Origin of the sequence: Nonlabens dokdonensis DSW-6, from assembly GCF_000332115.1 — a bacterium.
Taxonomy (GTDB): Bacteria; Bacteroidota; Bacteroidia; order Flavobacteriales; family Flavobacteriaceae; genus Nonlabens; species Nonlabens dokdonensis.
This window is the reverse complement of record NC_020156.1, coordinates 2047501-2068776: the sequence shown is the minus strand read 5'-3', so window position 1 is coordinate 2068776 and position 21276 is coordinate 2047501. Positions and strand designations below refer to the sequence as shown.

Sequence of the window (21276 nt, the reverse complement as noted above, 5' to 3'; positions counted from 1 at the left end):
TCTAGCGACCTTCTACTTTCTCTGCAATTTTCTTTGAAACCAACATGATACTCATCAAAACGATGACACAAATTGCCGCTACAATACTGATAATCGCAATTTGACTATCACCTTGAAATAGATGATCAATATCTATCTTAAATGCGTTAAAAACGATACTGGCTACAGCGAGGATAATTATTAAATAAAATACGTACTTCATAACTAGAAAAGTTCTTTAATGTTTGCTGTAAACAGCTTCACAGCGATGGCTAGCAAGATAACTCCAAAGATTTTCCTAACCACGTTAATTCCTTGTTTACCTATTAATTTTTCAATTTTCCCAGAGTTTTTTAAAACCACATAGACAAAACCTATGTTGACAATAATAGCTACTATAATATTTATAGCTGCGTACTCTGATCTTAAAGATAGAACTGAAGTCAAAGTTCCAGCACCAGCAATAAGTGGAAATGCAATAGGAATAATCGCAGCCGTCTCTGGCGCATCATCCTTGTAAAGTTGAATTCCTAAAATCATTTCTAAGGCGATAAAAAATATAATGAACGCACCAGCTACTGCAAATGAGTTGACGTCTATTCCTATCAAACCTAACATACTTTCTCCTACAAACATAAAAACGATCATCAACATTCCTGCTACGATAGATGCTTTTTCACTTTGCACATGTCCCACTTTACGTCTTAAATCCACAATGATTGGGATACTTCCTATAATATCAATTACTGCAAATAATATCATTCCAGCAGTAAAAGCCTCTTTAAAGTCAAAGGCTGAGAAAAATTCTACAAAACCTATTTGTTCCATTACACCATTTTTTTTGAGCGTGCAAAAGTACTTCTATTATGAAGTTTTGAGACTATGAAGAATGGTTAAATAATCATTAAGATTAGGCAATAAATGTTAAACAAATACTGTTTAAACATTCATGTACCAGAATTAAAATAAAACAGAAAATTAAATAAGAAAACAGGAATCTAATTCACCATTTTTCTCAAACCAGCAACAGTAGCTGTAGGATCATTAGACTTAAAAACATAGCTTCCAGCAACAAGCACGTCAGCACCAGCTTTAACTAGTTGCTTTGCATTTTTATCTGTCACTCCACCATCGATTTCTATAAGTGTATCACATTTTTTATGATCAATGATTTTTTTAAGCTGAGTAATTTTATCATACGTATTCTCGATAAAGCTCTGCCCTCCAAAACCTGGATTTACACTCATTAAACATACCATGTCTATATCTTGAATGGTATCCGTAAGTAAATGAACACTCGTATGCGGATTCAAAGCCACGCCTGCTTTCATACCATGTGACTTGATCAATTGTAATGTTCTGTGCAAATGAGTACAGGCTTCATAGTGTACTGTTAGAATATCGCAACCTAAATCTGCAAACGTCTTTACATAACGATCAGGATCTACTATCATAAGGTGACAGTCTATCGTTTTAGTAGCATGTTTTACAATGTCACGTAGAACAGGCATCCCAAAGGAAATGTTAGGTACAAAAACACCGTCCATAATATCGATATGAAACCAGTCAGCGTCTGAGTGGTTGATCATTTCTACGTCTCTTTGCAGGTTTGCAAAATCTGCTGCGAGAACTGATGGGGCGATAAGTGTAGACATGTCTATAGTTTAAAAGTTTTGCAAATTTAAGGTTTATAGATCAATTTGGTTGTAATAGATATAAGCTTATAAAATATAATCAATGGGCGTTTTAATCCTTAAATTAGAAGCCGCTTTAAGAAGAATTAAGTTGTAAGAAGATATTGCGTAAGAATAATATTTCAACGAGAACATCGTTCTTTAAATAACCAAAACTTTATTATGAAAAAGATTCTTTTATGCCTATTTGTAGGCGCGCTTACTTTGAGCTGCTCCAGTGATGACGATAACAACACTATTCAATCTACTAATTTTTACGGATTGAAAGTAGGTAATTCATGGACATATCAATTCAATGACTTACAAGGAACATGGAATGAGAACATGCAAATGGTTGAAATTACTGGTACTCAAGTTATAAATGGAGAAGATTACTTTATACAAGAGTCTGTCACAACATTTGATAATGGGCAACCTGATGATTTGCGCATTGAATACTTACGTGAGGATTCTCAAGGATTTCTAGTAGATTCTGAAGGTTTTGTGCGTGCCCATCCTACTGACATGAATTTTACTGGTGTTTTACCTATTACGAGTATAGGAGCAAATGTAGAGTATAGAACTGAGCTTAATTCAAACAATCTAACTACAACCGTTCCTGCAGGAACTTTTACTAACTCATTCCTTATTGATTTCTTTATGTTTGATAATCAAAGCATGCAGCGACTAGGAACTGGTGCGTCAGAATACACGTATGCACCAGAAATAGGTTTGATAGAAGAAAAGATATCTTTTAGCCAAAGCTCCACTTTTGTATATGAAAGAGTATTAGTTAATTATATTGTCAATTAAAACTTAGATTTTAATTAAGTAAAAATCCCTACAACTTTACTGTCGTAGGGATCTTTAAATTTTATGCTTTCGCGAAAGCGGAATTACAATTTGTATAATTAGTCAATAATCAACATCGCATCACCATAAGTGCTGAATCTGTAATCATTCTTAAGTGCTTCTTCATAAGCCTCATTCAAAAAATCATAACCTGCAAATGCAGCTGCCTGCATCATTAAGGTAGATTTAGGATGGTGAAAGTTAGTGATCATACTGTTTGCAATGGTAAAATCATAAGGAGGGAAAATAAATTTATTAGTCCACTCTGCAAACGTGTTTAAATGTCCATTACTACTCACTGCACTTTCAAGAGTACGCATGGTAGTAGTTCCTACTGCACAAACGTTCCTTTTAGTATCAATAGCTTTATTTACCATATCGCACGTGTCTTGAGTAATAAAAGCCTGCTCACTATCCATTTTATGTTTAGAAAGATCTTCTACCTCAACTGGTGCAAAAGTTCCTAAACCTATGTGCATAGTTACTGCCGTCATTTTAACACCTTTAATTTCTAGCCTCTTAAGTAAGTGCTTAGAAAAGTGAAGTCCTGCAACTGGAGCAGCTACTGCACCTTCTTTTTCGGCAAAAATTGTTTGATAACGCTCCTCATCTTCTGGCTCTACATCTCTATTCAATTCCTTAGGTAAAGGAGTCTCACCCAGTTCTTTAAGCGCCTGTCTAAACTCCTCATAACTACCATCGTAAAGGAACCTCAACGTACGACCTCTAGAAGTAGTATTATCAATCACTTCAGCTACAAGACTCTCATCTTCACCAAAGTATAATTTATTTCCTATTCTTATTTTTCTTGCTGGATCTACAAGTACATCCCACAATTTTGTGTCTGGGTTTAATTCTCTAAGAAGAAATACCTCTATTCTCGCACCTGTTTTTTCTTTATTACCATATAATCTGGCAGGAAAAACCTTTGTGTCGTTAAATACAAAGACATCATCTTCATTAAAATAATCAATCACATCTTTGAACATTTTATGCTCAATTTTACCAGTTTTTCTATGCAAAACCATCAGCTTCGATTCATCTCTATTTTCTGCTGGATGTTGAGCGATGCGATCTTCTGGCAGATCGTAACCAAATTGCGATAACTTCATTAATTGATTTTTAAGATAAGTTGCAAATATACAATTTGCGCATAGGCCTTGTCAAGTAAAATAGCGGTTAAATTTCTGTAATGCTTACATTTACCGTTTTAAGATCCTTATAGTAGTTTTTATAACTCTTTGTCACGACCATTGCGTCCTTAATAATAAGACTTGTTTTCATAGCAAGCGGCGCAAAAGCCATTGCCATTCTATGATCTTGAAAAGTATCTACCAGCACATCTTTGTTAAACACTGTGTTCTTTTCAAAATGTAAGTGAATAGAATTGTTTGTTGTTGTTATTTCGCTTTCGCGAAAGCGAGATCCCACCACCTTCATAGCTTCTATACGATCTGTTTCTTTAATCTTGAGCGTGTGCAAACCTGTTAACCGTGCGTCGACTCCTAAAGCTAAACAGGTAGCAAAAATAGTTTGGGCTTGATCTGGTTCTTTAGTTAAATCTAATTCTACAAGCCTAGGAAGGCTCGATTTTATCTTAGCCAATTTTATGCTATTACGACCATACGTGGTCTTCACTCCTAGCGGCAAGTACATATGTACCAACTCACTATCACCTTGCAAAGAGTTCTCATTAAAGGAAGAAAGTTGCATTTCATTACCTTCTTCTTGCAAAGCTACCCAACTGTACCAGTATCCTGCACTGCTCCAGTCGCTTTCTACCACTGCGGTATGAATAGCGCTTTTATTCAAAGGTGAAATATGAACTACATAATTACCATCTTTATTACTGGTACTGACTTTAACGCCTACCTGCTTTAAAATGCCTAATGTCATTTCTAAATAAGGCTTAGAGGTCAATTCTCCTGTTACATGTAATTCAAGGCCTTTTTCAAAACGAGGCGCTACAAGAAGTATCGCACTTAAAAACTGGCTAGAAACACTACCGTCGATGGATAGCTTTCCTCCACAAATTTTAGACCCTTTAATACGCAACGGTGGATAACCTTCCTTTTCTAAGTAAGAAACCTGAGCGCCTAACTTATTAAGAGCATCTACTAAAATACCTATAGGACGTTGCTTCATACGAGCGCTTCCTGTTAAGGTTATGTCCTTATTCTCTTGGGTTGCAAAAAATGCGGTACCAAAACGCATTGCAGTACCAGCATGACCTATGTCTAGTACAGATTCATCGCTTTGCAAGACCTCATTGAGATGTTTGCTGTCATCACTATCTGAAATATTCTGGATAATTAAATTCTCATAAAGCGCTTGAAGAATAAGCCACCTATTGCTCTCGCTCTTTGAACCAGATATTTGTAAAGAACTTTTATCATGCGGTGCTTCTACCTTATGAAGTTTAAAGTCCATAGATCAAGATTTTAATTTGGAGTTATTGTGATGCCTATCGTGATCGCGTTCTGTTTTAATCTTTAATTTTTTATTAAACGCCGCTTCGAGGTCGGTTCCTGTTTGATTTGCGAGACACAGAACCACAAACATAACATCTGCCAGTTCTTCTCCAAGGTCTTTATTTTTATCGCTTTCCTTCTCACTTTGCTCGCCATAACGTCGCGCAATAATTCGGGCTACCTCGCCTACTTCTTCTGTAAGTTGTGCCATATTAGTAAGTTCATTAAAGTAACGAACTCCATGGTTTTTAATCCACTCGTCTACTTGCTCCTGTGATTTTTTTAGGCTCATTTTAAATTTTTGTAAGTACTATTTTTTCAGCGTTGGTATCGACAATGGTTATAAAAAACTGCCTCCATATGCCATAATTGTAAGGCATTACAAGTGTTTCATTCATTTTAAAAGTACCTCTTACAGAAATAACATTGCCTTTTTGTTCAACAATAAAGCTGTAATATCCTGTGTTTTCTTCATAAACTAGCTTTTTACTTTCTGGAAGAGATTCTACCTTGTAACCGTCTGGAATATTTATATTTATTAATGCATTAGTCTTGAAAGGATAGACTAAATCTACAGGTAAATTTCTTTCTTCTCTTTTAAAAGGATTTTCATCTGTTGCCTCATATAGCATAGGAGTGATATAAATCTTATCGCCAATGTTATCTACACCATCTTTATATTTAAATTCATAACTACTAATGATCGCTTCAGAAGGTGTATTTAACTCTTTTACTTCAACATTAGTAACCTCTAGGTTTTGATTATTGCCTATAAAATGTTGACTAATGTTTTTTTCATTTGATCCTGCATATTCATTTCGAGTCTTATAAGCAATGTGTCCTGTTTCTTTTTGTTGAACTTTCCCTCTTAAAGTAAAATCTTCTTCTATATCGACTTCCATTATTTTAATCTCGCTAGAAAGAATAGGTGTAGATAGTTCTACCCAAGAAGAGGCACCGCCTTCTACAATAAGCCTTCCTTGCCAGTTAGTTGCTCTAAAGGGTAATAAATTAGGCGCCGAATAAGGCTCTGTTGCGTCTAATAATACCTCATTACCGTCTACATTTACAGCGGCAATTACATAGTTAAAACCATCTTGAGTAGGTACTATAGGAATACCATTACTTCTTGAGCTTACAAGCACAGGATTTGCATTGAACCCTAATTCTTGTAACATTGCTACAATGGTTAAATTAACATCTGCAACATTACCATTTCCTTCTTTATACGCTTTTTTAATTCCTTGATAAGCAAATTTCCCATAATTCCCATCCCATTTAATTTTAGATTTGACTAAATTAAATACTACTGAAATTTTTTCTTCATCAGACATCCCAGGTTTGATTGCACGTATCAAATCCTCTTTGAAGTGTTTTCGCTGTTTAATTTGATCACCAAAATTTTTATTGTCAAGTATGTTTTTTGATACTGCTTCCCAACTGGTTGAAAAATTTTCAATTGTCGAATTAGGAAAGCGAGTTCCAGCTAATTCGATAATCATTCTGGCTCTAAAATTCTCAAGATTTCCAGACATGGGTTCTGCTTCTAAGGCAGGAATATTCTTTTTACTTAATGTCAGTAACCTATCACTGGTAGTTACTCTTTGAGCATTGTTTCCCATTGCAATGTTTTTACGTTTAATCTCTTCACTGAATTGAGGAACATAATTTGCCCGAGGATTAAATAGTACATTGTATAAATAATACTCTACTAACTGCACCTTAATATCTTGTTGTAATGTTGGGACGCTTTGTTGAAGATCAATATCATCTATACTAGGAAATGGTGAGTCGATGTAATACTTATATTCTATAATAGACCCTATGCGCACATCTGGCATAGTAAAGGATTCTAACTTCCATCTTTCATTTAAGTCTTCTTCAAATTCTCCTGACCTTCGAAGTTTAGATTTTTTCACCTTACCATCAACTAGATTATATGTAGCGCCTTTTAAATTGCGTAGTAATTCACGAGTCTTACTATTTTTGTCCCATAACCTGATGCGTTTTGTCGCATATCTTAAACCTTCTTCATTTTTAATAAGAATTCGTTCATGTACGTTTCGGTTTTGATTAAAACCACTTCCAGTAACATAAGTGAAATTTATATCTACATTTCTATATATAAATAGGGCATCATGATCTAAAGAGTCATTTGCGGTAAGATTAAAATCCTCTTTAGAAACTTTACCAAATTTTATGTCCTGACCAAAGGAATTTATTGAGAATAATAAAATACCTATAAATATTAATTTTTTCATTTACCTACTTTTAATACTGATTTTGATTTATCGTGCTTTGCTACTTCGTCTAGAAAATTTCTATAATCTTTATAGTCTTCTTTTGAAAATAATCCATTGTTAATTTGAAGTTTTCTTTTTACTTCTAATTGATTGCCTTCTAGCTCATTTACCTCTAAAAGATAAGAACCAAATTTAGTTTCTAGAGAGACTTTGTTAGGTAGAGCATCTACTGTTAATTGAGGATCTAAAACTATAGTGTATTGATCAAAATCAACATAACCTCTATCTATTTTCAAATCATAATTTCTTTCTTCATATTTAGCTGGAACATAAGAATTTCTACTAAACATTACTGGCTCAAATAACAAAAGAGAACCTGATTTACTTGCATATTTTGGAGCTATTATTTCTAAAACTTCAGAAAATACACTTTGTTCTTTATCATTTTTAAACGTAGAGTTGGTTATTTTTAATCCATTTATGTGATCCCAAAATTGTTTATATTGAATGTTTCTTTCCTTATCTGTTTTTGACTGCAAAAAGTCCCTTAATTGATATTGAAAACCGGATGTTTCCATGGTTACTTGGGCTGTGGCCATACCATCTGCACTGAGATTGACTTGAGCTGTTACATTTTGTTTATTTTGAGAAGTAGGATAAACCGTTGTATGTAAAATTTTACCTCCATCTTCTGTAATAACTAGAGCATCACGATCATCTGTCCACCCAGCTAAATATCCAAAAGGATTTGTTTTACTTGTACATTCCAGCCATATATCTTTCTCGTCGTCTAATTCAGGAACATATAAGATCATATGATTTCCTTGAGTAGCAGAGAAATCCTTATCAATATTGCGAATGCTGCGGTCACCATAAATAATAGCGTGGTAAGAAGTAATACCTACTTCATTTAATAATGCTTTTGTGTAATTTGATAAACCTTTACAGTCCCCATAAGCCACTTCGTGCACTTTCTCAGCTTCTGTAGGCTTCCAGCCACCTATACCTACTTGAACACTTATATATCTAGAACGTTCTTGCATGAACTCATAAACTATTTTAGCTTTTTCCTTTTGGGTTTTTGCATCCTTAGTCAGGGATTTGATCTCAATAATAACTTCTTCAGGTAATTCTCCTACATCGATAAGCAAACTTTCATTCATCCATTTACCAAAGTCCAACCAATTTTCATTACTTCCTTGAACACCTTTCATGCTAAAATCCTTGAGAGCAATACGCACCATGGGACCATAAGTAGAAAAATCTGGACTATATGCTTGAGGGACTATTGCCTCAAGGTTTTGAGCCTCATAGCTGAGTAAACCTTTCTTGTTAATTCCAGAATAACCTTCTAAATTACTTTCTTTGAACTTTACCTCAACATTAGTCTCATTTATCACTTTGAAAGTAGAAGACTGCGTGCTCGCATAAAAATATTCTATCGGAACCCAAGCAGGCATAAATGCCGTAGAATTGTAAACCACTTTAGATTCAAAATGCACTGTAAACGGATAAGACCTCGGAGTAAAATCTAAATATTTGACCCTATTATCAGAATATAATGTCCCATTAGAAACTGCACTAACATCATTAAAATCTTTACTCTTTATTCTACTAATTTTTTTACCCTTATCGTCATAAATCGAGGCCTCGATGCTTTTTATGTTCGTATCATCATCATAAGATTCTCCAGCTTTAATATCTCCTAGACCTTTTTTATTTAAGACTGTTACAATACGATTAGTAACGATTTCTACTTTGTCATAATCTTCAATGGTAATCTGGACGTCATTCTTTCTAATAACGGCATTCGCATTTTCAAGAAGTTCACTAGGAATAGAATTAGAAGAATATGTTTCTTGCGATGTGGCAAATTGAGAAGCAATCAATATGATTACTAGATAACTAAATTTTGTCATAGATGTCAAAGAAAATAAAAAAATATTCAAATTCATCAGAAAAGTCTGTCAAATTATCTACTCTTCATAAATTTCTATCCTGACTATCTATAATTATCGTTACTGGACCATCGTTTACAAGAGCTACTTTCATATCAGCTCCAAATATTCCTGATTTAATTTCTTTATCTCGCTTTCGCGAAAGCGTACTCAAAAAAGCCTCATATAAAGGAACAGCTACTTCTGGCCGTGCCGCATTGATATAACTAGGTCGATTTCCTTTCTTTGTATTTGCAAATAAGGTGAATTGTGAAATAAGTAAAAGTTCACCATCAATATCTTGAATACTGAGATTCATCTTATCCTCTTGATCTGAAAAGATTCTCATCCCAATTATTTTCCCTGCTAACCAATCGATATCTTCTTGAGTATCCTCATGTGTTATTCCCAATAAAATAAGTAAACCTTGCTCAATAGCAGCATGTTGCTTATTATCTATTATAACACTCGCCTCACTTACTCTTTGAATTACTGCTCTCATGATTGTGGCAACTGGTGTTTATCCTGCCGGTAATTATCTTCATCACCATTAACGATTTGCACATAGCTTTCATAACGACTTAAAACCATTTCGCCATTTTCTACCGCTTCTTTTATCGCGCATTTAGGTTCTTCTATGTGCATGCAGTTGTGAAATTTGCAGTCTTTTTTTAATTCATGAATTTCTGGAAAATAATCTCCTATTTCTTCTTTTTCCATATCTACCACACCAAAACCCTTGACTCCAGGTGTATCGATCAAACGTGCTCCAAAATCCAGATCAAACATCTCTGCAAAAGTCGTTGTGTGCTGTCCTTGCTTGTGTTGTTCTGAAATTTGTTTGGTCTTTAACTGTAATCCAGGCTCTATCGCGTTTGCAAGTGTACTTTTTCCAGCGCCACTATGACCGGCAAACATGCTGGTCTTTGCTTTCATTTTTTCTTTTACGATGTCGATATTCTTACCAGTTTGTGCACTTATAGCGATGCACTCATATCCGATGGACTTATACATGCTCATTAGGTAGCGTACTTCATCTAGCTCTGTCATTGTGAGTAATTCTTCTCCAGTTTCTGGATCTATAATCACTTCACCTTGATCATCATTATAAGTATCTACTTTATTGAAGGTAAGCACGACTGGGATATGGTAAGCCTCTGCAGTTACCAGAACTCGATCTATAAATGAGGTGAATGTAGGTGGATTGTTTAGGGTAACTAATAAAAACAACTGATCTACATTGGCAGCAATGATATGAGTCTGTTTAGAAAGATTTACAGATTTGCGAACGATGTAATTGTCACGCCCATGAATAACCTTGATAATTCCTATTTCTTCATCTCCTTTCTTCTCAATATCAAAGTCAACTTTATCACCTACAGCAACTGGATTTGTACTTTTTATTCCTTGCAATCGGAATTTCCCTTTGATACGACAAGAGTAGAAAGCACCGTCGCTACCCTTTACTTCATACCAGCTACCTGTTGATCTGTAGACAATTCCTGTCATTAATTGAGTTGTAAGTTTTTCATTGAAACAAAATTAAGGTTTTTATGAGTAGTACTTTGCTGGAATAATGAATATAATGGAGAACTGATTTAAACAATGCTACCATTAATAGGAGGTATGTCAAATCTCAACCGCTTTTAAAAGTTAAAAACTCCTTTCCTAAAAATAGGAAAGGTGGGCAAAGTGAGCGAGAGAGCACTTTGGCCGGAAAGATTTTACGGTGCTTAATTTTTCTAAAAAATAGATTATGGATCCGATTTAGTCCACAACACCTCAAAATCAGCTTCCCGATATGATTTAGACAATGCCAACACAGATAGTTGGCATGTCAAATCTTAAAATAATAATTACCAACACTTATTTCAAAGATGCAGAATTAATTCTGCTCTTTAGAAAATGCGTTTGTTATTAACTATTAATTACTTTCTCTTGATGCACAATAGATTCTTGATGTATGGCTTTAAAAACTCTTAAAATAAATTCCTCGCTCAAACCTTGCTCTTCTCCAGCAAGAATCATTTTTCCTAAAATCTCATTCCACCTTTTAGATTGAAGAACAGCGACATTACGTTCCTTTTTCAAAGCACCTATAGAGTCTGCAGTTTTCATTCTTTTACCTAGCGTTTCAATTATAGAGGTGTCAATCACATCTATTTGAGCTCTTAAAACACCTAGTTTAGATTGGTAACCTGCCTCATCATCCTGCTCTTTTCTAATGCGTAAATCTTGAAAAATTTGCAATAATGTTTCTGGCGTTACTTGTTGTGCAGCATCACTCCACGCATTATCAGGATCATAATGGGTCTCAATCATTAAACCATCATAATTAAGATCTAATGCCGTCTGTGAAACTTCAAAAATCATATCTCTTTTTCCAGTAATATGAGATGGATCGCATATCAACGGAATATCTGGAAAACGTGTTTGAAAATCTACAGCAATTTGCCATTCTGGAATATTACGGTATTTTGATTTTCCATAAGTAGAAAAACCTCTATGGATGACACCTAGATTTTTAATGTCTGCAGTATGAAAACGCTCCACAGCTCCTATCCAAAGAGCAAGATCAGGATTTACTGGGTTTTTCACTAAAACCACTTTATCTGTTCCTTTTAAAGCATCTGCTATTTCTTGAACAATAAATGGACTTACTGTAGATCTTGCTCCTATCCATAACAAATCGATGTCATGCTCTAAAGCTAGTTCTACATGAGCGCGATTTGCTACTTCTGTTGCAGTTAACAATCCAGTTTCGGCTTTTGCCTTTTGCAACCATTTTAAACCTATCGCTCCTACTCCTTCAAAGTTTCCTGGACGCGTTCTAGGTTTCCATATTCCTGCGCGCAAATAAGTAACATCACTATCTTTTAATTCATGTGCTATTCTCAACACCTGTTCTTCCGTTTCTGCACTACAAGGACCAGCGATGACAATAGGATGTTCTAATTTATGATCGTCTAACCAGGTTCTAAATTCTTTATTATTTTCCATTTTCAATTCCTTTCAATATCGTTTTTATTCTATTTGTTTCCTCCATATCCTTAAATATGGCGTTGTGATCGTTGTTTTTTACGCTTTCGCGAAAGCGAGATAAATTCTCAATATATCCATCAAGACTAGCTAACACATGTTCTTTATTCTGTGCAAAAATAGGCGTCCACATGGCTGGCGAACTCTTTGCTAATCGTACCGTACTTTCAAAACCACTGCCTGCAAGGTCAAAGATATCACGTTCATTTTCCTCTTCTTGAATGACCGTTTTACCTAACATAAAACTGGAAATATGCGACAAATGAGACACGTAAGCAATATGTTTATCATGTGCCGCTGGTGTCATATATCTCACACGCATTCTAAGTTTTTCAAACAGCTCGTTTGCTAATTCTTGCAATTTAAAGGTGGTTTTCTCTACCTCGCATACAATTAGCGTTTTCTTGACAAATAAATTTGAAATTGCCGCGTCTGGTCCAGAAAATTCTGTTCCTGCAATAGGATGCGCTGCAAGGTATTGTCTTCTATTTTTATGATTCTCTACACTCTTACAAATCGCCTCTTTTGTAGAACCAACATCTATAACAAGCGCATTTTCATTAATTAAGTCGAGCACCTGAGGCAAAACATTTAAAGTAGCATCTACGGGAATAGAGATGATAACCAAATCTGCATTAGAAACATCACTAAGGTTTGCTACCTCGTCTACAATGCCGTTTTGCTTTGCTTTTTGAGCATGAGCATCATTTTGATCAATACCATAAAAAACAGCCTGCGGATAATGAACTCGTAAATCCTTTAGCATCGAGCCACCTATCAATCCAGTTCCTATTAAAAAAATGTTCTTCATGCCTCTACTGTTTTAGAAACTCGGTGAATCATTTCTTGAATCAGCTCTTCATTTACACAAAGTGAAAATCGCACAAAACCTTCTCCATTCTTACCAAAAATGCTTCCTGGTGCGATAAAAATATGGTGCTCGTAAAGTAATTCATTTACAAAAGCTTTGTCATCTGTCATTCCATCTGGCAATTTGCACCAAAGGAATAAACCACCGTTTTGTTCTTGAGGTATTAGGTTTAAGGTTTCGGCAAGTTGTATGGTTAAAGCTCTTCTAGTTTTGTAGATTTTGTTTTGGTTTTCTAACCAGTTGTAATCTGTTCTTAACGCAGTAATCGCACCTTTTTGAATACCGTAAAACATGCCGCTATCCATATTTGTTTTTACTTTAAGTACTTCTTTAAGCAAACTAGCATTTCCAGTAAGCATTCCTACTCTCCAGCCAGGCATATTAAATGTTTTGCTAATGGAGTTTAACTCTAGCACTCCACCTTTTGAGCCTGCAACTTGATGAAGGCTTATTTTATCCTCATAACCTACGCAACTATAAGGATTATCATTAACGAGTAAAATCTCATGCTTTTTTGCAAAGTGGACTAGTTTTTCAAACAACTCTTTTGAACCTGCAGCACTAGTAGGCATATGCGGATAATTGATCCACATAATTTTTACTTTGCTTAGATCTAATTGCTCCAAAGCCTCAAAGTCTGGTAACCAATGATTCTCTTCTTTAAGATCATAAGCAACTGGAATAGCTTCACATAACCGTGCCGCACTAGCGTAAGTAGGATAACCAGGATCTGGAATTAATACATAATCTCCAGAGTTTAAAAAAGCCATGGAAATATGTAAAATCCCTTCTTTACTTCCCATCAACGGTATAATCTCCGTTTCTGAATCTAAAGTAACCTTATATTGCGTTTGATAGAACTGCGACATTGCTTCTCGCAGTTCTGGCAATCCTAAATAACTTTGATAACCATGTGCTTTAGGGTCTTGTAATGCAGCAGTTATTGCAGGTATAACCTGATCTGGCGGCAGTAAATCTGGATTTCCTATTCCTGCGTTGATAATAGGTTTATCTGATTCTAATAAAGCTCTTACTTCACGCAGTTTTGTCGCAAAGTAATATTCTTGAACGCTATCAAGTCTTGTAGCTGTTTTTATCATAGCGTGTGTGATTTATAAACTCCTAAAATTTTCATGGATTCCACAAGAATGCCTATTTCTAATTGTGCTTCTTTGAACTGTTGTAGATTTTCAAACTCCAGATCTGCCACAAAAGAGAATAGAAACGGCTTCTCAATTATAGGAACCGACTGAATTTTTGAAACGTTGATGTGTAGCTCTCCTAGTTTAGTCAGTATTTTGGCAAGACTTCCCGGTTCATGACTAGCAGTAAAATTGATCGTAGCTTTATTAGGTTGATTTATTTTTTTATTTGTTTTACTGACTACTACAAATCGCGTTGCATTGTTCTTAGTTTCCTGTATATTTTTAGACAATACTTGAAGCCCATAAAGTGACGCCGCAGTTGAAGAGCCAATTGCCGCAATTCCTTTCTTTTTGTTAGCTGCAATTCTGCTCGCAGCTGCAGCTGTATCATCTGTTTCTACCAGTTTAATTTTTGGATATTTTCTAAAGAAAGTCTGGCATTGCAGCAAAGCCATAGGATGAGAATGTACTTCTATTATATCTTCAATTGTTTGTCCTTTTAAAGCCATTAATTGATGTTCTATGTTCAGATAATATTCTCCAACTATATGTAAGCGGTTTTTATTTAACAACCCATAATTAGGTAGAATACTACCGGCAATAGAATTTCCTATGGCCATGATTCCTGTTCCTGCACTGTTATTTGACACGGCAGTAGTAAGCTGGTCAAATGTAGAGCACTCGATTAATTCTGGGTTTTTAAATAATACTGTTGCCACCTGATGATGGTAAGAACCTTTTATTCCTTGTATGGCTACTTTCATTTTTAAGTAAAAAAAAAGTCCTGATTGAATCAGGACTTTATTGTGTTATATAATTTTCAATTATTACAATAGCGTCCTTGCTTCCATAAAATAGAAGTAAAATCCGTACCAGAAATAATTGTTTGTTGTCATAATAGATTGCTAATGTAAAATAGATTTTTATAAATCTCGTGAATTTCGCAAACTTTTATATCATATTTAAAACTCTATCGTTGTAGTAGGGTAAAGATGTGATCTCGCTTTCGCGAAAGCGAAGTTAAAAAACCTACTCCTATACTAATCATTTCTTATCTTTACCTTATGTCTATAGAAGTAAGCAAAGTATCCAAATATTACGGGCAGCAAAAGGCGCTGGACGAAGTTAGTTTTTCTATCAAAGCAGGTGAAATCGTCGGTTTTTTAGGCCCTAACGGCGCTGGGAAATCTACTATGATGCGCATTCTCACCACCTATTTAAATGCTAATGAAGGAAAGGCAACAGTAAACGGTCATGATGTAGTTGAAGAACAACGTGAGGTACAAAAATCCATAGGGTATTTGCCAGAGAATAATCCGTTGTATCCAGATATGTATGTAAAAGAATACCTATCTTTTAGTGCCGATGTATTTAAACTGACCGATTCTAAAAAACGCATTGACGAAGTGATCGAGGAAACCGGGCTGACTTCTCATGTAGGTAAGAAAATACAGGAGCTTTCTAAAGGATACAAACAGCGCGTAGGGCTGGCAAATGCTCTATTACATGAACCAAAAGTATTGATTCTAGACGAACCGACTACTGGGCTTGATCCTAATCAGCTGGTTGAAATAAGACAGCTTATTAGAAAAGTAGGTCAAAAAACTACTATTTTACTTTCTACTCATATCATGCAAGAAGTAGAAGCGATGTGTGATCGCGTTATCATTATCAATAAAGGTAAAATCGTTGCAGACGATTATTTAAAGAATCTAAAAAGTGATGCTGCCCAGATCATCGAGGTAGAATTTGATTACAAAGTAGAACCAGAATTATTGAAACGCATCGACCGAGTAAGAGAAGTAACCGATCTTGTAAACTCTCCTGGATTCATTTACAGTCTAAGATTTGAGACCAAAGAAGACATGCGTAGTGCGGTATTTGATTTTGCTCATGATAATGAATTAAAGATTTTATCCCTTAATAAAAGAAATAAAAATCTGGAAACGATGTTTACTGAGTTGACAAAGGAGTAATTTCAATCACATTTACTCAAATAATACTGATACAATTCATCGATGGTAGCACCACGATATTTTCTCCAATAAATGGTAATGTAAAACCATTGCAATCTTAGAACACCTTTTTCATGATACCTGCGTGCACTCGTTTTTAACCATTTAGGAATGACATAATATTGATCACGACCATACAACCTAGCGATTATATCATAATCTTCGTAGATAGGAATTTGAGTATTATAACCGCCTATATCATCGTACAATTTTCTTGTAATGTACTGGGATTGATCACCACCTCTACTCGCTTTCCATGAGAATCTTGTAAACCATCCTATTATTATGAGCCATGGATGCCAACTTTTAAATTTCATTCTAAAACAACCTGCTGGATGACCATTATCAACTGCATTAATAATGAGTTGATCATAATTTTTAGGCGGATAAGAGTCTGCATGAAGAAAATATAAGATATGTTGAGTTGCTTCTTTAGAGCCGTTATGCAATTGAGTACCACGACCCTTTTCAGAATGAACAACTTTAATGGTTGTTTTATAATGTGATTTAAAGTTCTTAACTTTTTGTAAAGTAGCATCTTTACTTCCTCCATCAACTACAATTATCTCCATCGATGATGCGTTTACTGCATTATTTTGAAGGTGTTGTAAAAGCTCGATAATGGAGCTTTCTTCATTGAGAACTGGAATTATAATACTAATCATGGAAATACATATACGTAAGAAGTATTTATGTAGTTTTTCTTATTGCTTGTTCAAAGACCAGTCGTACTCTTTATAATCATACTTATCCTTCTCGGCTATTCTAGTGTCAGCATACTGATTGATATATTCGGCAAGCGTCATTCCGTTTTGGGTAAAATCTTCTGGATAAAAACTAAAGATAGAACTTAGTTTAGGATCGCTAGGATTACTGAAATCGTTCTTATTTGAATTGATAAATTCTCGTGCGCTTAGGTTCATAAGTTCATTTACGTTTGCTGCGGTAAAAGCTTTGTTTTGCAACTTAGGACAAGAATAACTCGCGCAATTAATGGCAAAATGAATTCTAGGATCACCCATTTTTTGAAGAACGTTCTTTTCTATTGCTGCTAGAGAATAGTCTTTATCATTTACTTTTATATATTTCTTGAGCCACACTTGACCTAAAGGGCCATTAATATCTTTGATACTTTCTGGCATATTATTCTGTAATATTAAATCCACCGTCGCGGCATTGTAAAGATTGATATAATAGGCAAATTGTTCATTAATACTCCACGATTCTTGCGGACTATTTACATTTAAATAACTCAAATATTCTTTTAACTGGTCTTGTTCATTTTTGAAACTATCATAGTCTACAAAACCTGCCTCATTTACATATTTCTTTAATAATGCATTCCACTTACCATGATCTAACTGACCTTTTTGAGATGGAATAGTCTCATTATTCTTTAAGGTTTGGTAATATAAATCACTACCACCTATGCAAGAGGTCGTGATGAGGACTAATAATAGAATTGATATGTATTTCATAATGTTGTTTTTGCTTTCGCGAAAGCGAGATTACCTTCACACAATGCCACTAAATAATGTACTGAAACTACAATTGCTCAATAAGAGCTTTAAATAAAGTGACCATTTTAGGTTCTGCTTTGCCGGCGATTTCAATAATTTCGGCAATAACAACTGGGGCTAGGTTTTCTGGATCACATTCATCTGTTAACACTGAGATAGCACTTACCGGCAGGTTCAAATGATTTGCAACTATAATTTCTGGAACGGTACTCATTCCTACAGCATCTGCTCCCATTATTCTGAGCATTCTATACTCTGCTCTAGTTTCTAATTGTGGCCCTACAACACTAGCATAAACGCCTTCTCTCAAGGTAATTCCCTTTTCTGAAGCGATAGATTTAAGTTGATTATTCATTGCTTTATCATAAGGAGCGCTCATGTCTGTAAATCGCTCGCCAAATTCACCTACGCCTTTAAATGCTAATGGACTGCCACCTTGTAAATTGATATGATCATCGATGAGCATCATGTCTCCTTTTTTCATATCCAGATTAATAGCGCCGGCAGCGTTAGACACCAGTAATTTCTTAATTCCTAAGCCATGCATGACTCTTACTGGATAAGTGATATCTATAAAATCATAACCTTCATACAAATGGAAACGGCCTTGCATCACGACCACCTTTTTGCCGCCTAGATCACCATAGATGAGTTTGCCCGAATGAAACTCTACCGTCGCTAAGGGAAATGATGGAATCTGATTGTAATGCGCTATTTTTTGGTTCTCGATACTATCCACAAGCTGGCCGAGACCTGTACCTAAAACGATTCCCACCTCTGGGGCTTCAAATCCTTGTGATTTTAAATATTCTATAGAGTCTTGAAGTTGTTTTTTACTGAGCATCATATATGTTTTAGAAATTGTTGAAATACTGGAATATCTTTTATATCCTCATAATAATCTACATCATTACGAGTTTCCAGCGTTGCATAATTTAAGTTTTTAAAGTTGTTAAGTGTATCCTCTAGAACTGTTTCTGTTCCCCATTCTTTATTTTCAAAAACTCCATTCACTAAGTTTTTAGTAAAGCCTAGCAAGTAGTAACCGCCATCTTGCGCAGGACCTATCACGGCATCATGAGATTCTAATTGTAAAAATGCATTTTCAAGATCTTGCTGTGACATATCATACATATCTGACCCTATAATTAGTACATGATCATGATTTGTAAAAGCCTCAATAAAGGCAATCTTCATGCGCACGCCTAAGTCGTCACCTTCTTGAACGTATTTATCATAAATCGTGTCATTCCAAGAGTCATTTAAATGCACTTTTTCTGAATACCATACTTGTTTAGTTACCTCAAGATTATGAGTGATTTGCTGCGTGTGATCTAGTAAAAAAGTATAAATATCTAATGCCGCTTGATCACCTACCGTTGCAGCGAGGCGTCTTTTACCTTTTCCTAACTCTGGATTACGAGTAAAAATGATAAGACATTTCTTATTATCTGATTTCAAATGAGAAGTATTATTTGCACAATTATAAGATAAAGAAGTTACGAAAAGTTCATTGTTTGCATGATTTTAAGGTTGTTATTCAAGATACTCATTTCAATTTACCCAGCATGTAACCGAATCCGATACTGTAGAAAACATCATCTTTATTAAGGTGAATGCTAGGTGTGAGCGTCATTCCAAAATACTTTGAAAATGGAAATTCTATTTTGGGACTTATTATTAAACTAATAGTCCCATATTGATGGTTTGAAAAAGCGTAATTAGGTCCACTCTCACCTGGTACAAACACAAAATTTGTAGGACGATTGTAGACGGTATAACCCAGGCCTGCCGTTCCATGAAAACGTATCGTCCCTGAATTGTTTAAATTATATATTCTTCCAGCCATCGCATTAAAAGAAACAATTTCGTCAAATCTTCCTGCAAAATCAAAAAGAGAAGAGAATCCAGAACCGCGACTATAATCGTCTGGAGTGTTCCCAGAATCGCGAAGAAAACCCTTCACTCCGATTGATAAACTATATTCATTTTTAAGTACATAAGTTCCTATGAGTCCAGCTGCAACTTTATAATTCCCAAAGCTCAAATCCGAAGACATATAAAATGAACCTGTTGATTCTTCCTGACCAATACATGCATAAGAAGAAGCTAGTAAGAACAGAAAAAGATAATTTCGCATCAATTATATATTTAAGGTATCAATATAAGGTCTAAGGTTTCTAAAGTCCTATTCCAGTACATTAATTTACTGTTATCCTTCTATTATATTTTAAATTATATCATTAAAAGCAGTAATAAATTTGCATATCGGTAAATAATCGTATTTTTGCAGACGCTTAGAGAAAGAATCTCGAGGCACCGTCAGATCGACTGACATACATAATATTCATTATATAATAATTTTGGCATGTATTTAGCACCAGAAAAAAAAGCAGAACTTTTCGCAAAGTACGGAAAAGATGCAAACGATACCGGTAACACAGACGCACAAATTGCGTTATTTACTTACCGTATCAACCACTTAACAGAGCACCTTAAAGGAAATCGTCACGACTACAACACAGAGCGTAGTCTTGTAAAACTGGTAGGTAAAAGACGTTCACTTCTTGATTACAAAATGAAGAAAGATATCGTTGCTTATCGTGAGTTGATTAAAGAACTTGGAATAAGAAAGTAAGAAATTGGGGACTTTATGTCCCCTTTTTTGTTTTTAGGTGTAAATTATTACGCCTTGTAAAGTAGGAGAGCTTATCTCTATTCCGCTTTCGCGAAAGCAGAATTAAAACAAATATCGCGACATTATAAAGCTGGTTTCTCACAAAGTAAAGAAATTAAATTAATGTAGTTTTAGAAATTTGTCACACTGAGCTTGTCGAAGTGTTTTCAAATTTCGAGTTCGAATTCAAATTCAATTTCATAAACGCCTTCTCTACCCACAACTTGAGATTAACGTTTAACTATATTTATGAAACCACAAGTTTTTAAACAGGTGATTAAAATGGCCAATGGGCCAGATATCACTATCGAAACTGGAGCGCTTGCAAAACAAGCACATGGATCTGTTGTGATCACATGTGGAAAAGCAATGCTTCTAGGAACAGTAGTATCCGGCTACAAATCAACCGGTCTAGATTTTCTTCCACTTACAGTAGATTACCGTGAGAAATTTGCCGCCGCTGGTAAATACCCAGGCGGATTCTTCAAACGTGAAGCCCGACCTAATGATGGAGAAGTACTTACTATGCGTCTTGTAGACCGTGTATTGCGTCCATTATTTCCTAAAGATTACCATGCGGAAGTACAGGTAATGATTCAGTTAATGTCTCACGACCCAGAAGTGATGCCAGACGCTATGGCTGGTCTTGCAGCAAGTACATGTCTTCAACTTTCTGACATTCCATTTGAATGCGCTATTTCTGAAGTACGTGTTGCGCGTGTAGATGGTGAATTTGTTATCAACCCAAGTTATGCTCAGCTTGCTGAAGCTGATCTTGAAATGATGATAGGTGCCAGTGCAGACTCTGTAATGATGGTAGAAGGTGAAATGAGTGAAGTATCTGAAGAAGATAT

Annotated in this window: 23 protein-coding genes (1 of these 23 only partly in view); 4 read left to right on the top strand and 19 right to left on the bottom strand. The window is 35.2% G+C overall.

Going from position 1 to position 21276, the window contains the following annotated elements; all coding sequences use genetic code 11:
- Window position 1: 1 nt before the first annotated feature.
- The 3 genes from DDD_RS09095 to rpe all read right to left on the bottom strand — a co-directional run bounded on the left by DDD_RS09095 (window position 2) and on the right by rpe (window position 1634).
- Entirely contained in the window at window positions 2-202 is a 201-nt protein-coding gene (locus DDD_RS09095) for a hypothetical protein (protein WP_015362540.1), read from the bottom strand.
- Between the two features lie 2 nt (window positions 203-204).
- Window positions 205-807: a MarC family protein gene (locus DDD_RS09090; protein WP_015362539.1), complete on the bottom strand. Its 603-nt coding sequence runs from the start codon at window positions 805-807 to the stop codon at window positions 205-207.
- A 170-nt stretch (window positions 808-977) separates the two neighbouring features.
- Window positions 978-1634, bottom strand: a complete 657-nt coding sequence (gene rpe, locus DDD_RS09085; RefSeq protein WP_015362538.1) for a ribulose-phosphate 3-epimerase — start codon at window positions 1632-1634, stop codon at window positions 978-980.
- A gap of 201 nt (window positions 1635-1835) precedes the next feature.
- Here rpe and DDD_RS09080 point away from each other — a divergent pair, with 201 nt between their 5' ends.
- Window positions 1836-2465 (top strand): hypothetical protein, encoded by a 630-nt coding sequence (locus DDD_RS09080; RefSeq protein WP_015362537.1) that lies wholly within the window; start codon window positions 1836-1838, stop codon window positions 2463-2465.
- Window positions 2466-2563: 98 nt separating this feature from the next.
- On the opposite strand, the gene queA is transcribed toward DDD_RS09080, so the two are convergent.
- The 11 genes from queA to DDD_RS09025 form a co-directional block, all read right to left on the bottom strand.
- Window positions 2564-3616 carry a tRNA preQ1(34) S-adenosylmethionine ribosyltransferase-isomerase QueA gene (gene queA, locus DDD_RS09075; RefSeq protein ID WP_015362536.1) on the bottom strand — a complete coding sequence of 351 codons (1053 nt, stop codon included), beginning with the start codon at window positions 3614-3616 and terminating at the stop codon, window positions 2564-2566.
- A gap of 67 nt (window positions 3617-3683) precedes the next feature.
- The gene (locus tag DDD_RS09070) at window positions 3684-4934 is read right to left on the bottom strand and encodes a 3-phosphoshikimate 1-carboxyvinyltransferase (protein WP_015362535.1); all 1251 of its coding nucleotides are present in this window, start codon (window positions 4932-4934) and stop codon (window positions 3684-3686) included.
- 3 nt (window positions 4935-4937) lie between these two features.
- Entirely contained in the window at window positions 4938-5267 is a 330-nt protein-coding gene (locus DDD_RS09065) for a nucleotide pyrophosphohydrolase (RefSeq protein WP_015362534.1), read from the bottom strand.
- A 1-nt stretch (window position 5268) separates the two neighbouring features.
- Window positions 5269-7236: a DUF3857 domain-containing protein gene (locus DDD_RS09060; RefSeq protein WP_015362533.1), complete on the bottom strand. Its 1968-nt coding sequence runs from the start codon at window positions 7234-7236 to the stop codon at window positions 5269-5271.
- Complete coding sequence (locus tag DDD_RS09055; protein WP_111474700.1) at window positions 7233-9137, bottom strand: DUF3857 domain-containing protein; 1905 nt, start codon at window positions 9135-9137, stop codon at window positions 7233-7235. The genes DDD_RS09060 and DDD_RS09055 overlap by 4 nt, the downstream gene beginning before the upstream one ends.
- A 64-nt stretch (window positions 9138-9201) precedes the next feature.
- Window positions 9202-9657: a D-aminoacyl-tRNA deacylase gene (dtd, locus tag DDD_RS09050; protein ID WP_015362531.1), complete on the bottom strand. Its 456-nt coding sequence runs from the start codon at window positions 9655-9657 to the stop codon at window positions 9202-9204.
- Window positions 9654-10664 carry a ribosome small subunit-dependent GTPase A gene (gene rsgA, locus DDD_RS09045; RefSeq protein WP_015362530.1) on the bottom strand — a complete coding sequence of 337 codons (1011 nt, stop codon included), beginning with the start codon at window positions 10662-10664 and terminating at the stop codon, window positions 9654-9656. Before rsgA ends, dtd begins: the two co-directional genes overlap by 4 nt.
- Window positions 10665-11072: 408 nt before the next feature.
- Window positions 11073-12155, bottom strand: a complete 1083-nt coding sequence (locus tag DDD_RS09040; protein WP_015362529.1) for a bifunctional 3-deoxy-7-phosphoheptulonate synthase/chorismate mutase type II — start codon at window positions 12153-12155, stop codon at window positions 11073-11075.
- Window positions 12145-13005 (bottom strand): prephenate dehydrogenase, encoded by an 861-nt coding sequence (locus tag DDD_RS09035; protein ID WP_015362528.1) that lies wholly within the window; start codon window positions 13003-13005, stop codon window positions 12145-12147. The genes DDD_RS09040 and DDD_RS09035 overlap by 11 nt, the downstream gene beginning before the upstream one ends.
- The gene (locus DDD_RS09030; RefSeq protein ID WP_015362527.1) at window positions 13002-14165 is read right to left on the bottom strand and encodes a pyridoxal phosphate-dependent aminotransferase; all 1164 of its coding nucleotides are present in this window, start codon (window positions 14163-14165) and stop codon (window positions 13002-13004) included. Before DDD_RS09030 ends, DDD_RS09035 begins: the two co-directional genes overlap by 4 nt.
- Window positions 14162-14974 carry a prephenate dehydratase gene (locus tag DDD_RS09025; RefSeq protein WP_015362526.1) on the bottom strand — a complete coding sequence of 271 codons (813 nt, stop codon included), beginning with the start codon at window positions 14972-14974 and terminating at the stop codon, window positions 14162-14164. Before DDD_RS09025 ends, DDD_RS09030 begins: the two co-directional genes overlap by 4 nt.
- A gap of 300 nt (window positions 14975-15274) precedes the next feature.
- Between DDD_RS09025 and gldA the strand changes: the two genes are divergently transcribed.
- The gene (gldA, locus tag DDD_RS09020) at window positions 15275-16186 is read left to right on the top strand and encodes a gliding motility-associated ABC transporter ATP-binding subunit GldA (protein WP_015362525.1); all 912 of its coding nucleotides are present in this window, start codon (window positions 15275-15277) and stop codon (window positions 16184-16186) included.
- Between the two features lie 2 nt (window positions 16187-16188).
- On the opposite strand, the gene DDD_RS09015 is transcribed toward gldA, so the two are convergent.
- The 5 genes from DDD_RS09015 to DDD_RS08995 form a co-directional block, all read right to left on the bottom strand.
- Window positions 16189-16890: a TIGR04283 family arsenosugar biosynthesis glycosyltransferase gene (locus DDD_RS09015; RefSeq protein WP_015362524.1), complete on the bottom strand. Its 702-nt coding sequence runs from the start codon at window positions 16888-16890 to the stop codon at window positions 16189-16191.
- A gap of 39 nt (window positions 16891-16929) precedes the next feature.
- Complete coding sequence (locus DDD_RS09010; RefSeq protein WP_015362522.1) at window positions 16930-17703, bottom strand: DUF547 domain-containing protein; 774 nt, start codon at window positions 17701-17703, stop codon at window positions 16930-16932.
- A 67-nt stretch (window positions 17704-17770) separates the two neighbouring features.
- On the bottom strand, window positions 17771-18592 hold the full coding sequence (locus tag DDD_RS09005) for a purine-nucleoside phosphorylase (RefSeq protein WP_015362521.1): 822 nt from the start codon (window positions 18590-18592) through the stop codon (window positions 17771-17773).
- Window positions 18589-19206, bottom strand: a complete 618-nt coding sequence (locus DDD_RS09000) for a TIGR04282 family arsenosugar biosynthesis glycosyltransferase (RefSeq protein WP_015362520.1) — start codon at window positions 19204-19206, stop codon at window positions 18589-18591. The genes DDD_RS09005 and DDD_RS09000 overlap by 4 nt, the downstream gene beginning before the upstream one ends.
- Before the next feature lie 88 nt (window positions 19207-19294).
- Window positions 19295-19885, bottom strand: a complete 591-nt coding sequence (locus DDD_RS08995; protein ID WP_015362519.1) for a hypothetical protein — start codon at window positions 19883-19885, stop codon at window positions 19295-19297.
- 228 nt (window positions 19886-20113) lie between these two features.
- Here DDD_RS08995 and rpsO point away from each other — a divergent pair, with 228 nt between their 5' ends.
- Together rpsO and DDD_RS08985 are read left to right on the top strand one after the other, a co-directional pair.
- Window positions 20114-20383 (top strand): 30S ribosomal protein S15, encoded by a 270-nt coding sequence (gene rpsO / locus DDD_RS08990; RefSeq protein ID WP_015362518.1) that lies wholly within the window; start codon window positions 20114-20116, stop codon window positions 20381-20383.
- Between the two features lie 288 nt (window positions 20384-20671).
- Window positions 20672-21276 carry the 5' end (the start) of a polyribonucleotide nucleotidyltransferase gene (locus tag DDD_RS08985; RefSeq protein ID WP_015362516.1) on the top strand. The gene runs 1633 nt beyond the window's last position, so the window shows 605 of its 2238 coding nt (coding positions 1-605); it begins with the start codon at window positions 20672-20674; its stop codon lies beyond the right edge, outside the window.